Genomic DNA, 17,372 nt, shown 5'->3' on the forward strand with positions numbered 1-17,372 from the left:
ACAAAGCGCTAAGCGGGTGGGCTTGCATGACGGAGCATTGGAATGCAATTCGCAGGCATTGGCAGTTGCTCGGATCGCCGCTGAGGCCRCCGCCGGAAGTCGTCGAGGCTTACGACCGCGAGCTCGGGCTTGGCCGATCGCATGTCGTCATGTTCGGCGTGACACCCGAACTCGCCGGGCTTGGCGCCACGACGACGTCGGTCGACGAGTCTTGCGACATGATCGCCGGCATTTGGCCGGGCGACACCGACACGCGCAAGGCGGTGCTAGGCGACTGGTTCGATTTGCCGTTCGGCGATGCAAGCGTCGAGGCACTGATCGGCGACGGGTGCCTCTCGGTCATCGGCGCCGCCGACTTCAGGCGCAAATTGCTTGCGTCGGTCGCGCGTACCCTGAGAGCAGACGGGCGGGCTGCCATCAGACTTTATGCTTCGCCCGAAACGCCCGACGATCCAAGGGAAGTCCGCGCCCTTGCGCTGGCCGGCGGCGTCTCGACCTTCCACGACCTCAAATGGCGCGTGGCCATGACCGCGATCGCCGGCGCGCCCGACTACACGATTCCGGTTACCGGCATCCTCGAGCAATTCGACAGGATGTTTCCCAACCGCGAAGAGTTGTCGGCTCGAACCGGATGGGAATTGCCGGTCATCGGAACCATCGACGTCTACCGGAACTCGTCTGTCGTCTACAGTTTCGCCCCCGCGGCAGYGCTGACCGAGGAAGCCCGGACCTTCTTCGATGATGTCCGGCTGGCCTCGAGCGGCACATACGGTCTGGCCGAACGCTGCCCGCTGCTGGTGCTGCGCTCGCCGAAGTGCCCGGGCTAACGGGCAGGATTGCTCGCCCATGCTTGGCGGCAGCCACCGGGTTTCTGCCCAAGGCTCCGCCGCAGAAAAATTTCGCGCCGCTTGCCCCTCGCGCGCGCCTTGACTCCGGYACGGCTCCAGCCTATTTCAGCGCCACGTTAGCACTCGCCATTGGTGAGTGCTAACTGATGTCCGGCGGCCTCGCCGGATGGAGGAACAGTTCTCACCGTTCTCATTCGAGGAAGACAACATGGCAAAGTCCAAGTTCCGCCCGCTTCATGACCGCGTGGTCGTTCGCCGGGTCGAATCCGAATCCAAGACCGCCGGCGGGATCATCATCCCGGACACGGCGAAGGAGAAGCCGCAGGAAGGCGAGATCATCGCCGTCGGCTCCGGCGCTCGCGACGAAAGCGGCAAGCTCGTGCCCCTGGACGTCAAGGCCGGCGACCGCATCCTGTTCGGCAAGTGGTCGGGCACTGAAGTCAAGCTCAATGGCGAAGACCTTCTGATCATGAAGGAATCCGACATCATGGGCATCATCGGCTGATCATCGGCCTCTCCATCAACTGAGTTTTCGGGCTCTTCCCGAGCCCCTGTCAGGAGCTAACTATGGCTGCAAAAGACGTAAAATTCTCCCGCGACGCCCGTGAGCGCATGCTGCGCGGTGTCAACATCCTCGCCGACGCGGTGAAGGTCACCCTCGGTCCGAAGGGCCGCAACGTCGTCATCGACAAGTCGTTCGGGGCCCCGCGCATCACCAAGGACGGCGTCACCGTCGCCAAGGAGATCGAACTCGAGGACAAGTTCGAGAACATGGGCGCCCAGATGGTCCGCGAAGTCGCTTCGAAGACCAACGACATCGCCGGCGACGGCACGACCACCGCGACCGTTCTCGCCCAGGCGATCGTCCAGGAAGGCAACAAGGCCGTTGCCGCCGGCATGAACCCGATGGACCTCAAGCGCGGCATCGACCTCGCCGTCGGTGAAGTCGTCACCGCTCTCGGCAAGGCCGCCAAGAAGATCAAGACCTCCGAGGAAGTCGCGCAGGTCGGCACGATCTCGGCCAATGGCGACGAGTCGGTCGGCAAGATGATCGCGGAAGCGATGCAGAAGGTCGGCAACGAAGGCGTCATCACCGTCGAGGAAGCCAAGACCGCCGAGACCGAGCTGGAAGTCGTCGAAGGCATGCAGTTCGACCGCGGCTACCTCTCGCCCTACTTCGTCACCAACGCCGACAAGATGGTCGCCGATCTGGAAGACGCCTACATCCTGCTGCACGAGAAGAAGCTCTCCAACCTGCAGGCCATGCTGCCGGTCCTGGAAGCCGTCGTTCAGACCTCGAAGCCGCTGCTCATCATCTCCGAAGACGTCGAAGGCGAGGCCCTGGCCACGCTGGTCGTCAACAAGCTGCGTGGCGGCCTGAAGATCGCCGCCGTCAAGGCTCCGGGCTTCGGTGACCGCCGCAAGGCCATGCTGGAAGACATCGCCATCCTGACCGGTGGCCAGGTCATCTCGGAAGACCTCGGCATCAAGCTCGAGAATGTCGGCCTCAACATGCTCGGCCGCGCCAAGAAGGTGTCGATCTCCAAGGAGAACACCACCATCGTCGACGGCGCCGGCAAAAAGGCCGAGATCCAGGGCCGCGTCGCCCAGATCAAGCAGCAGATCGAGGAAACCACCTCGGACTACGACAAGGAGAAGCTGCAGGAACGTCTGGCGAAGCTCGCCGGCGGCGTTGCCGTGATCCGCGTCGGCGGTGCGACCGAAGTGGAAGTGAAGGAAAAGAAGGACCGCGTTGACGACGCGCTCAACGCGACCCGTGCGGCCGTGGAAGAGGGCATCGTCGCCGGCGGTGGCGTGGCGCTGCTGCGCGCCTCGGCCAACGTCAAGGCCACCGGCGCCAATGCGGACCAGGCCGCTGGCATCGCCATCGTCCGTCGCGCCCTGCAGGCTCCGGCCCGCCAGATCGCTTCGAACGCCGGTGCTGAAGCCTCGATCGTCGCGGGCAAGATCCTCGAGAACAAGGCGCAGACCTACGGCTACAACGCCCAGACCGGCGACTATGGCGACATGATCGCCATGGGCATCGTCGACCCGGTCAAGGTCGTGCGCACGGCTCTCCAGGACGCGGCCTCGGTCGCCGGCCTGCTGGTCACCACCGAAGCCATGATCGCCGAAGCTCCGAAGAAGGAAGCTGCCGGCGGCATGCCGGGCGGCATGCCCGGCGGCGGCATGGGTGGCATGGGCGGCATGGACTTCTAATTGACGAATGATCCCGAAAAGTTGCAGACTTTTCGGACAAGATCATTCGCAATCGGAAGTCCATAAAGCACGCCCATCAACTAACATTGCTCAAGCCCGCAAGCGGGCTTGAGTGGCGGCATGGACTTCTAGTCCAGGCTATCCAGCTGACGCATATGGAAAGGGCGCCGAAAGGCGCCCTTTTTGTTTGCGAAGGATTTGCCAGCGCGATCAGCGTTTGATCGGCATTCCGAAACGAAATTGCATCGCCGTGAAAATAAGTCGCCGCAGCGCCTTCAGGCTGAGCGCCAGCTTTCCTTCAGGCTTCATCGCCCGGTCCATCCAGCATGGACTTCACGCCGACTGAACCGACACCAGCGAAAGAAGCGATGCCCCCTTCCGCCAGAGGTCGTGCAGCGATCAGCCGTTCCGCGAGGTCGCGGGCCACACCCTGCTCCGCAAGCACCTGCATGGCCTGTCCCGCCGGCAGCGCGTTGAACCAGCGATAGCCGGCGACGCGACGCGCGGCGGGGTCGACCTTGCCCAACAGCCTCACCCGCGAGATGCCGCCATCGGGATAGGCATCGAGCCTGACGTAAGAAACCGGCTCGCTCGTTTCCGCCACACGGAAGACATGGCGTGTGTCCGGCTGAAGCAGCCGGCGCGTAAGCAGCGGCTGCCAGCCATCGTCGCCAGGCAGCGCCTCCCCCGCGCCGGAGAGCGCTACCTCGGCGGAAGCATTGTATTTGAAATGCGCGGTGTCGATCTCGACCAGCCTGACATGGCCCGGCAGCGCCAGGCGGATGATGGCATGGTCATTGCCGTCGTCGCGACGGCGGCGCGTTTCCCAGCCGTCGCCCATGTTGCGGGCCTTGTCGGGACGGTTGAGCATCGCGGCCGAGGTGTAGAAGCCGTCGCTGCTGGTCACCACCTGGCCGCCATGGTCCTGGCTGGCGAGGTCGATAGTGAGACCGTCGAACGTCCGCGGGTCAGGCAGGACATGGCCGTAGACGCGCAGCCTGGCGATGCCGCCGTCTGGAAAGGCGGAGAGGCGCACATGGGTGAAGCGACGGCGGTCGGAAACGTCGAAGCGATTGTGCGCGTCGCCCTTGAGCGGCGAACGCGGCACGATCTCGATCCATTCGGTCTCGGCCGATTGCAGCGCCTTCGGGCTGGGATAGGCTTCGACGCCGCAGGCCTCCATGCGGCATGTGGTCGGAAAATTGCCGGTGAAGAAGGACGTATCGACATCGATGCCGGTGATGATGCCGGCAGCACCCAGCCGGATCAGCGCCCAATCGTGGCCGGGCTCGCGGCGCCGCTTCGTCTCCCAGCCGTCGACGATCTCGCCGCGCGGTCCATAATTGCCCGGGATGAAAGCGGATGGCGTCGGCGTAAGCAGGCTCTCCTTCTCGCCGAAGGACTCATCGCTCGCGGCGAGCACGCTGCCACCCAGCCAGCGCGAGGCAAGATCGACCTCCGCAGCGAAATCCTCCTTCAGCTCGGGCATGGCGTAAGCATCATGCGCCGGGCCTTTCTCGATCATGTTCATCGCCGGCCTCCCGCGCGCAGCGCCAACCCTTGCGGACGTGGCCCCAATCCCAACGCCTCCGACAGCGGCCAGCCGTCGATGCGCTTGGCCTCCGGCTTCGCGTAGGTCGAGACCTTACTGGTCTTGAGCCCGAGGCCGACGACCGCCTCGGCCAGCCGCACCGCGGCCGCCACACCGTCGATGACCGGCACGCCGAGCTCGGATGTGATCGCTTCCTCCAGGCCGGCCATTCCGGCGCAACCAAGGCAGATCACCTCGGCATGATCGTGCTCGACCGCCTTGCGCGCCTCCTCGACGATGGAGCGCATGGCGCCGGCGGGATCCTGATCGACCTCCAGCGTGGTCATGCCGTTGGCGCGAACCGAGGCGCAGCGGTCGGCAAGGCCGGAAAGCCGCAGTCGGTCCTCGATCGGCGGCACCGAACGCCGCAAGGTGGTGACGACCGAATAGCTGCGGCCGATCATCATCGCCATATGGGCGGAGGCCTCGCAGATCTCGATGACCGGCTGCTCGATCAGTTCCTGCAGCCCATCGCGGCCATGCTCGCCGAAACCGGCCATGACCACAGCATCGAACGGCTCATCATAGGCAAGCACGCGGTCCATGACGGCGACGGCCGAAATGTAGCTCTCGAAGTTGCAGTCCACCGCTTCGGGTCCGAAGAAGGGCGTCAGCGTGACGATGTCGGTGCCGGGGGATGYGGCGGTCTTGGCGGCCGCGTCGATGACATCGGACATCGACTGGCTGGTGTTGACGTTGACGACCAGGATCTTCATCTCAGGCACTCCTTCTCAATTCTTGTGTCCGGCTTTCCTCTCCGGCCTGCGCTTTTCTGGCGATCAGTTCACCCATCGGGTGGCCGAAAAGGTCGATGCGCCGGCCGCGCAGGAAGGTTCCCTGCACCACGCCGCTCAGCGTCCTGCCGGCATAGGGGGTAATCGGATGGCGGTGGTGCAGGCTGGCTGCATCGACGACGAATTCGGCATCGGGTGAAAACAGTGTGAAGTCGGCGTCGCAGCCGGTCGCGATGCGGCCCTTATGCGCCAAGCCGGTGAGCGCGGCGGGGCGCTCAGCCATCCAGCGAGCGACGTCCGCCAGCGAATGGCCGCGCTTGCGCGCCTCACTCCAGGTCACGGGCAGGCCGAGCTGCAGCGAGGAGATGCCGCCCCAGGCGGCGCCGAAATCGCCGGAGGCCAGTTCCTTCATCTCAGGCGTGCAGGGCGAATGGTCCGAGACGATCATGCTGATCGTGCCGTCCCCGACGCCACCCCAGAGCCTCTCACGGTTGACAGCTTCGCGCACCGGCGGGCCAACCTTGGCGGCGGTCGCGCCCTTGCCGATCTCCTCGGCGCAAAGCGCAAGGTAGTGCGGGCAGGTCTCGACGCTGAGCCTAACGCCGTCGGCGATCGCCGAAGCGATCATCGGCAGCGCGTCGGCGCTGGACAGATGAAGGATATGCGCGCGGGCGCCGCTGGCGCGGGCCGCCTCGATCACCTCGGCGATCGCCAGGTTCTCGATGCCTTTGGGGCGCGAGGCGAGGTAGCCGGCATAGCGGTGGGTGTGGACCTCCGGCATCGCGGCCATCGCGTCGGCGCTCTCTGCATGGACGATGAAGAGCGAGCCGAGGCCGGCGACGACATCCATCACCTTGCGCATATGCGCGGGCGTGATACCCGGAAAATCGTCGGTGCCGGTATCGCAGAGGAAGGATTTGAAGCCGAGCACGCCGGCGGCGTGCAGCTTCGGCAGGTCGTCGAGGTTCGACGGGATGGCGCCGCCCCAGAAGCCGACATCGACATGGCATTGGCCGGCGGCGGCCTCGAGCTTGGCGGCAAATGCCTCGAGCGTCACGGTGGTCGGTACGCTGTCCAACGGCATGTCGACCAGTGTGGTGATGCCGCCAGCCGCCGCCGCGCGGGTCGCGGTCAGAAAGCCTTCCCATCCGGTGTTGCCGGGTTCGCAGATATGGACGTGGCTGTCGACTAGGCCGGGCAGCAGCACGGTATCGGCATCGAGTGTGACGGTTTCCCGGGCGTTGTCYGGAGCATCAAGCGCGGCGACACGGACGATCTTGCCGCCGACGGCGCCGACCGACACGGCGCGCTCGCCTTCAGGCAAGATGGCGCGCGGGGCGCGGATGAGGAGATCGAGGGATGTCATGGCAATTCCTCCCGTGCGGCCTGCCGCGACGGACACTGGAGCTTGGATCCCCGTCCGGAGGCTGGCTGCAGCCTCCGGACAGATTGTGCCTCAGATGCGGGCGAAGCCGAGCAAGGCCTTCACGTCGGCCCGCTTGTGGACCAGCGTCACGCCGATCAGGTAGACGACCGCGCCAGTCAGCCAGGCCTGGAGAGCCGGGAAGCCGATATAGTCGCTGTTGATCGCCGGGATGAGGCCCGCGGTGTAGACGCCGGCGACCGTGCCGGCGGCCAGGGCTACCACGCCCGGCCAGTTGGCGATGCCGAGCTCGCTCCAGTTGGCGACGCGATACATCGGCCGCTTGATGCCGAACAGCCAGGGCAGCAGGAAAAGGTCGATCGCCATGATCGTGCTTGCGACCGGAACCGTGGTCGAGCCGATGCTGGTGACGAGGTTGAACGTGTCCTGCAGGTTGGGCAAGTAGAAGGTGAGCACGGCCGCGATGAGGCCGAGGCCGACGACGGTGTACTGGCGCTTCCAGCCGCGGATGCCGGAGAGAACGTTCTGCGCGCCGTTGACGGCGATGTAGAGGTTGCCGTCCTGCACCGCCCACTGGTTGATGACGATGACGGCGATGCCGAGCAGCGCGCTGCCGAACATGGTGAAGTTGACGAAGTAGCTGATGCTCGGGCCGAAATCGGGCTGGTTGGAGAGCGCCGCGATCATGTAGCCCATGACCGGGAAGAGCAGCGCGCCAACCAAATAGGAAATGACGATGGTCGGGATGTTCCACCAGGAGGCGCGGCCGACCTTGGCGTAGCGGAAGAAGTCCGGCTCATTGCCCCAGGTGGACAGGCCGACCATCGAGCCGATCACCATGATCATGGCGGTCTTGTTGTCGACATGCGGYACCGCCGCCAGCACGTCATGCGAGACGGTGGTGAAGGCAAGGATGGTGGCGAAGATGCCCCAGACCAGGATAACCGGCACGGCGACGAACTGAGCGAAGCGCTGCACGCCCTCGAAGCCGAAATAAGTGTTGACGATCATCACTATAGCCWGCAACGCCGTGATGATGCCGACCGCCGGCAGCGTCATCAGCCCTCCGGCGATGTCGATGATGAACTTCACCGTGAACAGGTAGAAGGCCATGCYGTTGACCACCAGGAGCAGCGAGACGAGGCCGCTGCCGATGGTGCCGAAGATGCTGCGGGCCATCACCGAATGAGTCTGGCCAGTGGCGGCGCCAGCATTGGCAGAGCCGATGCAATAGAGGCTCATGACGGCCGCCGCGATCAGCATCGCCACAGTCAGTTCGGAAAGCGTCAATCCCTGGAAGCGCGCGCCATAACCGACCAGCACGGTGCCGAACACAGCCTGCATCGACAGGAACTGCGCCAGCATGCGGAAGTTGGAACGCCGCTTTGCCTGCGGCACCACGGATTCGGTATAGTCGGCAAGGTCCGCCTCGGTGACGGACAGGATCGTCTCGACGCTGTCGGCAATCGCCGGCTGCGCCTCGCCCGGCAATGGCTGCCTGGGCGAAGTCGGTGTTTGCAAGGTCATCTCAGTATCCCCTTTGCGAGGTGTTCCCCTGGTCGACATGCCAGCCCGTCTTCGCCTTACGGCAGCATCAACGGAACCGATGCAATGTCGCCATGCGTGACCATGAAACCCCGATTTCTTCCCTTCAACGCCCAAAGATCGAACGTTAAGCATTAATCAGATCAATGCTTTCCTACCACCGGCTGCGTCCGCTCGACGATCTCGGCGATGAAAAGGTCACGCGCGATGTGTTCCGGGCTCTGCGGGTCGGTGACGATGAAGATGTCGTTGCGAGGCACGTCGCCACCGGCGATCAGCGGCCACAACCGTCCGGCCTCGACGTCGGTTTGCGCGTAGCCTTCCGGCAGGAAGCAGAGGCCGATGCCGAGGATCGMTAGCCGTTTGGCTTCCTCGAGATGATCGGACATGCCGGCGATGTTGCGGCCGAACCCATGCTCGAGCCGAAACTGAGTGAGCTCGTCGCCCTCGTCGGCGCCGGTCAGCACGAAGGCTTCCTTCGCCAGATCCTCAGGATCGGCGATGCTCTTGCCAAAAAGCCTGTGCGGCCTTCCGCAATAGGGGCGATGGATCTCGGTGAAGAGGTGAAGGTAGGCTAGCTCCGCGCGCTTCACCCGCGAAGGCGAGATGCCGACGTCGATCCTATGCTGGATGAGCGAGTTGACCACTTCGGTCCAGGCTGCGACCTCGACGATCAGCTCGACAGCCGGATATTTGGCATGGAAAGCGGCGATCGCCTCATCAAGCGCCGGCGCGACGAGGTTGGAGACCAACATCACTCGCAAATGTCCGCGTATCTCGGACTTGAGGTCCGAGAGCTTCGCCGGGATTTCACGGATCGCGCCGGCGAATTCCCGGCAGTGCTCGGCAAGAATGCGGCCCTCCTCCGTCAGCTCGAAGCCGGTCGGGCCACGATGGCAGAGCGTGACGCCAAGCCTTTCCTCCAGGCGCCGCAGCGCGAGGCTCAGCGCCGGCTGCTTGCGGTTAAGCTCCTGCGCCGCCTTGGTCACCGAGCGGGCATTGGCGATCTCATGGAAGAACTTCAGCAGGTTCCAGTCGAGATTCCTGGCGAATTGCGGTCCGCGAACCGCCTGATCCGACTGTCTGCGCCCCAATGCCTGCTCCTGAAGCCACTTCGCCGGCCGCCCGTTGCGGCAAGACCCGGCAAGTTAAGCCGATATTTTCGGAGCCGGCAARGCCCTTTGCCTTCAAACGGTAGCGTCAGCTTGCTTCGCCACCTTGCCGGCGAGCACGGCCTGCTCGACAAGCGCCGCCACCTCATCGGCGACAACGCTGACCGGGGTACGGTCGCGGGTGGCGCGGRCGATCACCATCAGGCCTTCGAGCGAGGATTCGACCAACAGCGCCAGCGCCTGCGCGCGCCGCTCCGGCACCCCTGCCCTGACGAATGCCTGGCGCAGCAATCCGATCCACTGCTCGAAGGCCGAGCGGCAGATTTCAGCCAGGTCCGGAACATCGTTCGGCGCGTCGAGCACGACCGGCGCCACCGGGCAGCCGAGCGAGAATTCGTTCTCCTCCAGCATGCGCGCGACCGACTGGTAGATGTGGCGGACGGCAACGGCGGGATCGCTTTCCTCCGAGAGCGCCGCGCCCAGCCGCTCGGTCACGTCGGCCACGCTGGCGCGCGTCACCTCAATGACAAGCTGATCCTTGCCGCCGGGGAAGTGGAAATAGAGCGAACCGCGCGGCGCGCCGCTGGCGCTCAAGATGTCGTTCAGCGACGTGCCGTGATAGCCGCGCTGCCGGATGAGCAGCGCCGTCGCCTCGATCATGCGGGTGCGTGTGTCCGTCGCCACCTCGACCTCTCGAATGTCAACCTCTGTCAGGAGTGCGCATTATAGGGCTTGCCGTTAATATGACAACCGGTCTACATAATATGTAAATCGGTCTACATATTCCGGAGGCAAAAAAATGCGGACTTATCGGCTCGACGAATTCGGCGACGTCGAGAAGCTGTCGATGCGCGAGATACCAATGCCCGAGCCGGGGGCAAACCAGATCCTGGTGCGTGTTCGCGCCACCTCGCTCAACCGCCGCGACACGATGATCCTCAACGGCACCTATCCGCTCACGCCACGCGCGGGCATCGTGCCGCTGAGCGACGGCGCCGGCGAAGTGGTGGCCGTGGGCGATGGCGTGACGCGCTTTGCTGTCGGCGACCGCGTCACCGGCAGCTACTTCGCGCGTTGGGTCGACGGCCGCATGCATCCGGGCATCGTCGACCAGCTGGGCTGCACGCTGGACGGCATGCTCTCCGAATATGCATTGCTCGACGAGCAATGGGCGGTGCGGCTGCCCGACCATCTCTCATGGCAGGAAGCTGCGACCTTCACCTGCGCCGGGCTGACCSCCTGGAGCGCGCTGACGGGTTCCGAAATTCCGAAGCCGGGACAATGGGTTCTGGWGATCGGTTCAGGTGGCGTTGCGCTGTTTGCGCTGCAGTTCGCCAAGCTCATGGGCTGCCGCGTCGCCGCCGTCACCTCCCGCGCCGAGAAAGCCGACAGGTTGCGGGCGCTCGGCGCAGACCTTGTCATCGCCGCAGCCGAAACGCCGGAATGGGGTATGAAGCTGCGCGAAGCGACCGGTRGCATCGACCTGGCCGTCGAGACCGGCGGTCCGGCGACCTTCGCGCAGTCGCTGATCGCCAGCGCGCTCTACGGGCGCATCGTGCTGCTCACCGTGCAGGACCAGAACGGCAAATCGGTTGAGATTCCAGGCGCCGTCTACCAGCGCAGCCTCGTCACCATCGGCCGCCTGTTCGTCGGCAGCCGCAACGGGCTGGAGGCAATGCTCGCCGCCGTCGCCACCCACCGGCTGAAACYGGTCATCGACAAGGTCTTTCCATTCGCCGAGGCGCGCGAGGCCTACCGACATTTCCAGCAGGGGGATGTCTTCGGCAAGGTCGTCATCGATGGCGCATAACCACCGCATTTTTTCGCAAAACCAGAAAGGAGATCAGCCATGACAATCCGCGAAGCCTCGGCCGAATGGCAGGGCACGCTCAAGGAGGGATCCGGCCGGTTGCGGCTGGGCAGCGGCGTGTTCGAAGGCGCCTATTCCTTCCCATCCCGTTTTGAAAACGGCCCGGGCACCAACCCGGAAGAACTCATCGCGGCCGCGCATGCCGGCTGCTTCTCAATGGCACTCAGCGCCATACTCGGCGGCGAGGGCCATACGGCCGAGAGCATCCACACGATCGCCAAGGTGCATCTCGGTGCGACCACGGCCGGGCCGACGATCACCTGCATCGAGCTCGAAACGGAGGCCGACGTCGCCGGCATATCGGCCGAGGATTTCGAGCGGCTGGCGCAAAAGGCCAAGGCCGCCTGCCTCGTCTCGCGGGCGCTGGCCGGCGTCGCAGCCATTACGCTCAAGGCGAGCCTCATAGCTCAATGAAACGAACGGAGAAATCCAATGACCCAGGAACAGATCATCGACATCGCCGCAGCCAAGCGCTCCGCCGAGACGGCGGAAATCATGCGGCGCTACAATAACGTGTTCCAGCGTCACGATCCGGCGRCACTGGACGAATTGGTGGCGCAGGACTGCGTGATCGAGAACACCACGCCGGCGCCGGACGGCGCTCGCCGCATCGGCAAGGCGGCTTGCGTCGAATTGTGGTCGGCGATCGCCACCGGGCCCGGAACACGCTTCGATCTCGAAGAAACATTCGTCGCCGGCGACCGCGCCACGATCCGCTGGCGCTTCTGGACGGCCGACGGCAATTCGCTGCGCGGCGTCAATCTGATACGTGTCGCGGATGGCAAAATCGTCGAGGCGATGGGCTATGTGAAGGGATAGGGCCTGGCGCGGAAAGCCACGCTCAGGCCGAGCCCGGAACCTGCCCGTCAGGATCTCGGTTCCGGGCAAGTCTTACGAGACCACTCTGTTGAGCTTCACGAAGGTCTTTGGGCTGCGCTGGATGGTCTGGAAGATCACGCAGTAGCGATCGGTGAGCTCCATGAGCTGGGTCAGCCGGCTTTGCTCGACATCCGACTCGATGTCGAAGCGAAGGCGGATTTCCTTGAAGCCGACCGGCACRCCTTCGGTGACGCCGAGCGTGCCGCGCAGGTCGACGTCGCCCTCGGCGGAGATTTCCGCCGATTTGATCGGGATCTCGAGCACGGCAGCCGCGRCCCGCATCGAGACGCCGGCGCACGCGATCAGCGCCTCCAGCAGCATGTCGCCGGAACAAAGCTCCCGGCCGCTGCYGCCCGCCTTCGGATGGATGCCGGCAAGCRCAAGCCCGCGTCCGGTCTCAACCTTGCAGGTCACTTTGGAATCGTCGGCACTGCCCTTGGCCTTCAAGGTAAGAAGCGCGGCCCGCGCGTCCTTGCGATAAAGATCCTTGATCGGTTCCTGCGTGGCGCGAAACGTCGCGATATCCATTCAAATTCTCCTGTCGTGAATTGCGGTTTTCTGAAATCGTCGGCCATCGTCCGGACCTATTCCGGGACGGCGATGCCTGAGCCGCCGAGCTCGGCGGGAAAATCCTGAAGCTTCGGCAGCCCGTCCTTCATCGGCAGCACCGTCTCGGCGTAGTTGACGTGGACCGCCGGCGTGAATTCGACCGTCGGTATGGTGGCCGCATAGACGTCGACCAGCCCGAGCGGCGGGTGATCCGTCATCAGATGGCCGCCACACTTGGTGCAGAACTGGYGGTCGCTCATCGCGGACTTCTCGAAGCCGGACAGAAACTCCGCGCCCTTGGTGACCTTGACGTTCCCGGGCTTCCACAGCGTGAAGGCGTTCACCGGAGACGCCGACCACGAAYGGCAGGAACTGCAATGGCAGTAGCCCATCGCCTCGGCGGTTCCATGGACTTCTATTTCCACGGCGCCGCAAAAACACCCGCCCTTATGTACCGTCATGACTTTCGTCCTTTTTCTTTCGTTGCGTTCGATCGCGCGGAGCGTCCACAGAAGACAGCTCCTGACGCCGGTTGGGATTTAAAGCTTCCGGCCGGAGACGGAATGACGGGGCGTCCGCGTTCGTTGACAGCGCGTCCGGAACTCGAATGGAATGCCGCGCAGCTCGCGAGAAAGGGGTGGAATGGCCGGGGACGCTCTATCGGATCTTTTGAAAACGGTGCGCCTCACCGGCGCGACGTTTTTCGACATCGAGGCCCAGGACCCTTGGGCGGTGTGCTCGCCTGCGCCCGCCTCGATACTGCCGAGGATACTCCCGGGCGCCGATCATCTGATTTCCTATCACGTGCTGACGTCCGGCCGTTGCTTTGCCCGCATCGTCGGCCAGGAGGCTATCCCGGTGGAAGCCGGCGAGGTCGTGGTCTTCACCCACAGCGACCCGCACATCATGTCGAGCACGCCCGATCTCCGGGCCGATCCGCCGGCGGCGGATGTGCTGGAGATCGCGGCCGCAAGCCAGACGCCCTTCCCGATCAACTACGTGAAGGACGGACCGCTGTCGGCACGGCTGGTCTGCGGCTATCTCGCCTGCCATGCCCTTCCCTTCAATCCGCTCCTCGAAGCGCTGCCGCCCGTCATCAAGGCCGGAGACGTCGAAGGTGACGGCGGCTGGCTCGGCCAGTTCATCAGGCTGGCGGTCTCGGAAGTGGCCGAGAAGYGGGCCGGCAGCGAAACGGTGCTGACCAAGCTCAGCGAACTGATGTTCGTCGACGTGCTGCGCCGCTATGTGGAGTCACTACCCCCGCAACAAACCGGCTGGCTGGCGGGCCTGCGCGATCCGCATCTGGCGAAGGCGCTGGCGCTGATCCACGACCGTCCGGCCCACAATTGGACGGTGGAGGCGCTGGCCAGGGAGTCCGCGCTGTCGCGCACGGTGCTGGCGGAGCGATTCACCAAAATCGTCGGCATGCCGCCGATGCACTATCTCGCCAAATGGCGGATGCAAATCGCCTCGGAACTGCTGAGCGCCGGCAACAGCAACGTCGCCAGCATCGCGGCGGACATCGGCTATGAGTCCGAAGCCGCGTTCAGYCGCGCCTTCAAGAAGATGATCGGCGTCCCACCTTCGGCCTGGCGGCTCGGCGTCCGGGCCGCGGCCGGCTCTGGAAGCGATCAGCTTTCCGGAACCGGATCAGAGATCTAGCGATCCGCCAGCGCCAGCTTGGCGCCGAGCATGACGAAGGCGGCAGCGAAGCTGCGGCGCATCCAGGTCAGCACCTTCGGCCGCGTCACGATATGGCTGCGCACCGAAGCCGCGAACACGCCGTAGACGGCGAAGATGACAAAGGTCATCAGCATGAAGACGCCGGAGAGCTCCAGCATCTTGGGCAGCGCGTGCGGCTCGGTTGTGCTGACGAATTGCGGCAGGAAGGCGAAAAAGAAGATCGACAGTTTCGGGTTGAGCACGTTGACCAGGATCCCGGTGGTGATGGTCCTTGCGGTTGAGCGCGGCGCGGCATCCTCGTCGATGCTCAAGCCGCCCTTCTCCTTCAGCGTGTTCCAGGCCATGTAGAGCAGGTAGGCGACGCCGAGATATTTCAGCGTCTCGAAGGCGACGGCGCTTGTGTGCAGCACAGCGGCGAGGCCGGTGATGGCGGCCGCCATATGCGGGATGATGCCCAGCRTGCAGGCGAAGGCGGCGACGATCGAGGCGCGCGCGCCGCGCGAAAGGCCGGCGCTCAGCGTGTAGAGGACGCCGGTGCCGGGCGAGGCCACGATGATCAGCGACGTCAACAGGAATTCGATGCTCATGGATTTCCTCCGCGGCCCTTGCCGGCCGGGGAAGGTATCGGGAGGCGTGGGTTGAGGCAAGCGGGGGGAGAGCGTGATCTCCCCCCTTGTGGGGGAGATGGCCGGCAGGCCAGAGGGGGGCGCGAAGGAATGCGGCCTCTCAGTTTCCTCTTTTTGAAATCTACTCGGATGTCCGATCGAAGCTCGCCTGAACCGCCGGCGGGACAGCGCCCCCCTCTGCCCTGCCGGGCATCTCCCCCACAAGGGGGGAGATTGGCAGTTGCAGCCCGTGCGCCGCCCGCGCCATAAGGCAGTCGGCGCCGCCGGGCATGCAGGCGCGGCAGACATCGGGACGGAGATCATAGATGCCGCAGGCCGTATGCTTGCCGACCTCGCCGGTGAGCGCCGCGCACCGCGCGCCCTCGCAGCGCATTCCTGACTGGTCGGCCGCGACCAGCTCCGCCGGAATGCGGTCGAGTTGCTCATCCTCCTCGGTCGAAAAGCGTGGCCAGTCGGCCGCGTAGGAACAGCAGGCGCCGCAGCTCTGACAATCGAAGGCGGCGCTTTGCGAAAGCGATAAGGTGATGGCGGGGTCGAGCGGCAAGGCAATTCCTCATGCGTCCCTTGTCTTGACGCAGGATCGGGACGTTCGTCCATCCTTCAACGCAATTTTTTCGGCAGCACGATTTTTTCGCTTTTGCGGGGAACTCTTTCGCCGGCTACCGGTTTTATCCTTGCTGTCAGCAGTTCGAGAGCAATCGAGAAAGGTTGACGGCAAAAAGACGCCTCCCGCGTGTAAAAGCGCGAGAGGCGTTTTTCGTTGTTCAGCGTTCTTGATCGGTCGGGCGGATAAGTATCTCGTTGACGTTGACCCTGGGCGGCTGGCTGACGGCATAGAAAATAGCGTTCGCGATATCCTCGGCGGTCAGCGCTTCCATCGTGGCGAGGCGATGTTCAAGCCCGGCCTTCGATTGCGCGTTGGTGATGTGGTCGCCGAGCTCGGTGCGCACCAGGCCTGGCTCGATGACGGTGACGCGCACCTTGTCGGCATAGACCTCCCGGCGCAGCGATTCCGAAAAAGCCACCACCCCGAACTTGGTCGCCGCGTAGCCAGTCGCGCCCGGATTGGCAACGCGGCCGGCGACCGAGGAGACGTTGACGATATGGCCCTTCGAGGCCTTGAGATGCGGCAGCGCCGCTTTGGTGGTGGCCATCAGGCCGATCAGGTTGAGCTCGATCATTCGTCGCCAGTCGTCGAGATCGGCTTCGGCCGCGGGGGCAAGCAGCATGACGCCGGCATTGTTGACGAGGATGTCGAGTCGCCCCCATTCGGATACGACCTTGTCGACCATCGCGACAATGTCGCTGGCCTTGGCAATATCGGCTTCAATGGCGAGAGCGACGCCACCCGCCTTCTCGATGCGGGCAACCAGTGCTTCGAGGCGATCGGCGCGACGGGCGGCGACCGCGACTTTCGCCCCGGCCGCGGCAAGAACTGCGGCGGTGGCCTCGCCGATGCCCGACGAGGCGCCGGTGACGAGCGCTACCTTGCCCGTGAGTGCTGAATTTGCGGATGTCATGAGAAATCTCCAGATGCCCGGCCCGTTCCTTCACATAGGCCGCGCGGCCGAAGCGTGAAGCCCGCCATCGGACCAGTTGACGCGATTTGGGAGCCGTCCYGCGCTCAATCCTGTTCGTGTGGCCCCGGCTCGGGCCACGGTTCCTTCGCCGCTTCGGCGTACCAGCAACGCATCGCTGGTGTCGCCAACACCGCATCGACATAGGCGCGGGTGACGGGCGCCAGCTCGCCGCCATAAGTGTCGAAGCGCGTGACGACCGGCGCATACATGGCATCGGCCGCGGTGAAATGGCCGAACAGGAAGGGACCGCCCTCGCCATATTGCTCGCGGCACTGGCGCCAGATCGCCTCGATCCTCGCCCGCTGCGCCTCGCCCTCGGCATCGAGCGGCTTGTGCGATTTCGGCCGGCGCAGATTCATCGGCCAGCCGTAGCGAACCTCACGGAAGCCGGAGTGCATCTCGGTCGCCACCGAACGCGCCAACTGACGGGCGCCGAGGTCCTCCGGCCAGAGCTTTTTCTCGGGGTAGAGATCGGCCAGATATTCAAGGATTGCGAGGGTTTCCCAGACGATCCTGCCGTTATGAATCAGCACCGGCACCAGCCCGGTCGGCGACACCTTGGCAAGGTTGGCCGCCGTTTCCGGCGTGCGCAGCCGCACGAACCCTTCCTCGAAAGGGATATCCAGGTGCTTCATCGCCACCCATGGCCGGAGCGACCAGGAGGAAAAGCACTTGTTGCCGATGTAGAGGGTGAACTCCGCCAAGACCGTCTCCCGATGATGWCAATCCGCTTCGGCCGTCGTTATCGCCG

Annotated in this window: 19 protein-coding genes; 7 read left to right on the plus strand and 12 right to left on the minus strand. The window is 64.5% G+C overall.

All coding sequences use genetic code 11. The features are described 5' to 3' along the window. The first annotated feature begins 26 nt into the window (after window positions 1-26). The 3 genes from LCM4576_RS24035 to groL all read left to right on the plus strand — a co-directional run bounded on the left by LCM4576_RS24035 (window position 27) and on the right by groL (window position 3,068). The gene (locus tag LCM4576_RS24035) at window positions 27-827 is read left to right on the plus strand and encodes a methyltransferase type 11 (protein ID WP_071035015.1); all 801 of its coding nucleotides are present in this window, start codon (window positions 27-29) and stop codon (window positions 825-827) included. A gap of 229 nt (window positions 828-1,056) precedes the next feature. Further along, entirely contained in the window at window positions 1,057-1,353 is a 297-nt protein-coding gene (groES, locus tag LCM4576_RS24040) for a co-chaperone GroES (RefSeq protein ID WP_010915433.1), read from the plus strand. 62 nt (window positions 1,354-1,415) lie between these two features. Next, window positions 1,416-3,068, plus strand: a complete 1,653-nt coding sequence (gene groL, locus LCM4576_RS24045; protein WP_071034971.1) for a chaperonin GroEL — start codon at window positions 1,416-1,418, stop codon at window positions 3,066-3,068. A 298-nt stretch (window positions 3,069-3,366) separates the two neighbouring features. On the opposite strand, the gene alc is transcribed toward groL, so the two are convergent. The 6 genes from alc to LCM4576_RS24075 all read right to left on the minus strand — a co-directional run bounded on the left by alc (window position 3,367) and on the right by LCM4576_RS24075 (window position 10,118). Beyond that, window positions 3,367-4,599, minus strand: coding sequence for an allantoicase (gene alc / locus LCM4576_RS24050; RefSeq protein ID WP_071034972.1), 1,233 nt, complete (start codon window positions 4,597-4,599; stop codon window positions 3,367-3,369). Then, on the minus strand, window positions 4,596-5,375 hold the full coding sequence (locus LCM4576_RS24055; RefSeq protein ID WP_071034973.1) for an aspartate/glutamate racemase family protein: 780 nt from the start codon (window positions 5,373-5,375) through the stop codon (window positions 4,596-4,598). The genes alc and LCM4576_RS24055 overlap by 4 nt, the downstream gene beginning before the upstream one ends. Before the next feature lies 1 nt (window position 5,376). Then, window positions 5,377-6,759: an allantoinase AllB gene (gene allB, locus LCM4576_RS24060; protein WP_071034974.1), complete on the minus strand. Its 1,383-nt coding sequence runs from the start codon at window positions 6,757-6,759 to the stop codon at window positions 5,377-5,379. A gap of 90 nt (window positions 6,760-6,849) precedes the next feature. Then, complete coding sequence (locus tag LCM4576_RS24065; RefSeq protein WP_131803296.1) at window positions 6,850-8,304, minus strand: hypothetical protein; 1,455 nt, start codon at window positions 8,302-8,304, stop codon at window positions 6,850-6,852. Window positions 8,305-8,465: 161 nt separating this feature from the next. Beyond that, window positions 8,466-9,416, minus strand: a complete 951-nt coding sequence (locus LCM4576_RS24070) for a LysR family transcriptional regulator (RefSeq protein ID WP_071034976.1) — start codon at window positions 9,414-9,416, stop codon at window positions 8,466-8,468. A 93-nt stretch (window positions 9,417-9,509) separates the two neighbouring features. Next, window positions 9,510-10,118 carry a TetR/AcrR family transcriptional regulator gene (locus LCM4576_RS24075; protein ID WP_071034977.1) on the minus strand — a complete coding sequence of 203 codons (609 nt, stop codon included), beginning with the start codon at window positions 10,116-10,118 and terminating at the stop codon, window positions 9,510-9,512. 115 nt (window positions 10,119-10,233) lie between these two features. Between LCM4576_RS24075 and LCM4576_RS24080 the strand changes: the two genes are divergently transcribed. The 3 genes from LCM4576_RS24080 to LCM4576_RS24090 are packed head-to-tail and all read left to right on the plus strand — an operon-like array spanning window position 10,234 to window position 12,123. Then, window positions 10,234-11,244 (plus strand): NAD(P)-dependent alcohol dehydrogenase, encoded by a 1,011-nt coding sequence (locus LCM4576_RS24080; protein WP_071034978.1) that lies wholly within the window; start codon window positions 10,234-10,236, stop codon window positions 11,242-11,244. Window positions 11,245-11,283: 39 nt separating this feature from the next. Then, window positions 11,284-11,718, plus strand: coding sequence for an OsmC family protein (locus LCM4576_RS24085; RefSeq protein ID WP_071034979.1), 435 nt, complete (start codon window positions 11,284-11,286; stop codon window positions 11,716-11,718). 18 nt (window positions 11,719-11,736) lie between these two features. Then, window positions 11,737-12,123: a nuclear transport factor 2 family protein gene (locus tag LCM4576_RS24090; protein WP_071034980.1), complete on the plus strand. Its 387-nt coding sequence runs from the start codon at window positions 11,737-11,739 to the stop codon at window positions 12,121-12,123. A gap of 72 nt (window positions 12,124-12,195) precedes the next feature. Here the strand turns inward: LCM4576_RS24090 and LCM4576_RS24095 are convergent, their stop codons facing one another. Together LCM4576_RS24095 and LCM4576_RS24100 are read right to left on the minus strand one after the other, a co-directional pair. Then, complete coding sequence (locus LCM4576_RS24095) at window positions 12,196-12,711, minus strand: OsmC family protein (protein ID WP_071034981.1); 516 nt, start codon at window positions 12,709-12,711, stop codon at window positions 12,196-12,198. A gap of 56 nt (window positions 12,712-12,767) precedes the next feature. Beyond that, window positions 12,768-13,193, minus strand: a complete 426-nt coding sequence (locus tag LCM4576_RS24100) for a GFA family protein (protein ID WP_071034982.1) — start codon at window positions 13,191-13,193, stop codon at window positions 12,768-12,770. 181 nt (window positions 13,194-13,374) lie between these two features. Between LCM4576_RS24100 and LCM4576_RS24105 the strand changes: the two genes are divergently transcribed. Continuing rightward, a complete protein-coding gene (locus LCM4576_RS24105; protein ID WP_071034983.1) occupies window positions 13,375-14,394 on the plus strand; it encodes an AraC family transcriptional regulator in 1,020 nt (339 codons plus the stop codon). Here the strand turns inward: LCM4576_RS24105 and LCM4576_RS24110 are convergent. The 4 genes from LCM4576_RS24110 to LCM4576_RS35130 form a co-directional block, all read right to left on the minus strand. Beyond that, the gene (locus LCM4576_RS24110) at window positions 14,391-15,002 is read right to left on the minus strand and encodes a LysE family translocator (protein WP_071034984.1); all 612 of its coding nucleotides are present in this window, start codon (window positions 15,000-15,002) and stop codon (window positions 14,391-14,393) included. The genes LCM4576_RS24105 and LCM4576_RS24110 overlap by 4 nt on opposite strands. Window positions 15,003-15,162: 160 nt before the next feature. Next, a complete protein-coding gene (locus LCM4576_RS24115) occupies window positions 15,163-15,567 on the minus strand; it encodes a YkgJ family cysteine cluster protein (RefSeq protein ID WP_083354774.1) in 405 nt (134 codons plus the stop codon). 238 nt (window positions 15,568-15,805) lie between these two features. After that, a complete protein-coding gene (locus tag LCM4576_RS24120) occupies window positions 15,806-16,561 on the minus strand; it encodes an SDR family NAD(P)-dependent oxidoreductase (protein ID WP_071034985.1) in 756 nt (251 codons plus the stop codon). A 104-nt stretch (window positions 16,562-16,665) separates the two neighbouring features. After that, window positions 16,666-17,325, minus strand: coding sequence for a glutathione S-transferase family protein (locus tag LCM4576_RS35130; RefSeq protein ID WP_071072820.1), 660 nt, complete (start codon window positions 17,323-17,325; stop codon window positions 16,666-16,668). Between the last annotated feature and the right edge of the window lie 47 nt (window positions 17,326-17,372).

Origin of the sequence: Mesorhizobium sp. LCM 4576 (assembly GCF_001854815.1) — a bacterium.
Lineage (GTDB): Bacteria > Pseudomonadota > Alphaproteobacteria > Rhizobiales > Rhizobiaceae > Mesorhizobium > Mesorhizobium plurifarium.

Excerpts from the sequence above, each read along its gene's own strand:
- alc (WP_071034972.1), bottom strand. The coding sequence starts at position 4,599 with ATGAACATGATCGAGAAAGGCCCGGCGCATGATGCTTACGCCATGCCC.
- LCM4576_RS24085 (WP_071034979.1), top strand. The coding sequence starts at position 11,284 with ATGACAATCCGCGAAGCCTCGGCCGAATGGCAGGGCACGCTCAAGGAG.
- LCM4576_RS24120 (WP_071034985.1), bottom strand. The coding sequence starts at position 16,561 with ATGACATCCGCAAATTCAGCACTCACGGGCAAGGTAGCGCTCGTCACC.
- groL (WP_071034971.1), top strand. The coding sequence starts at position 1,416 with ATGGCTGCAAAAGACGTAAAATTCTCCCGCGACGCCCGTGAGCGCATG.
- groES (WP_010915433.1), top strand. The coding sequence starts at position 1,057 with ATGGCAAAGTCCAAGTTCCGCCCGCTTCATGACCGCGTGGTCGTTCGC.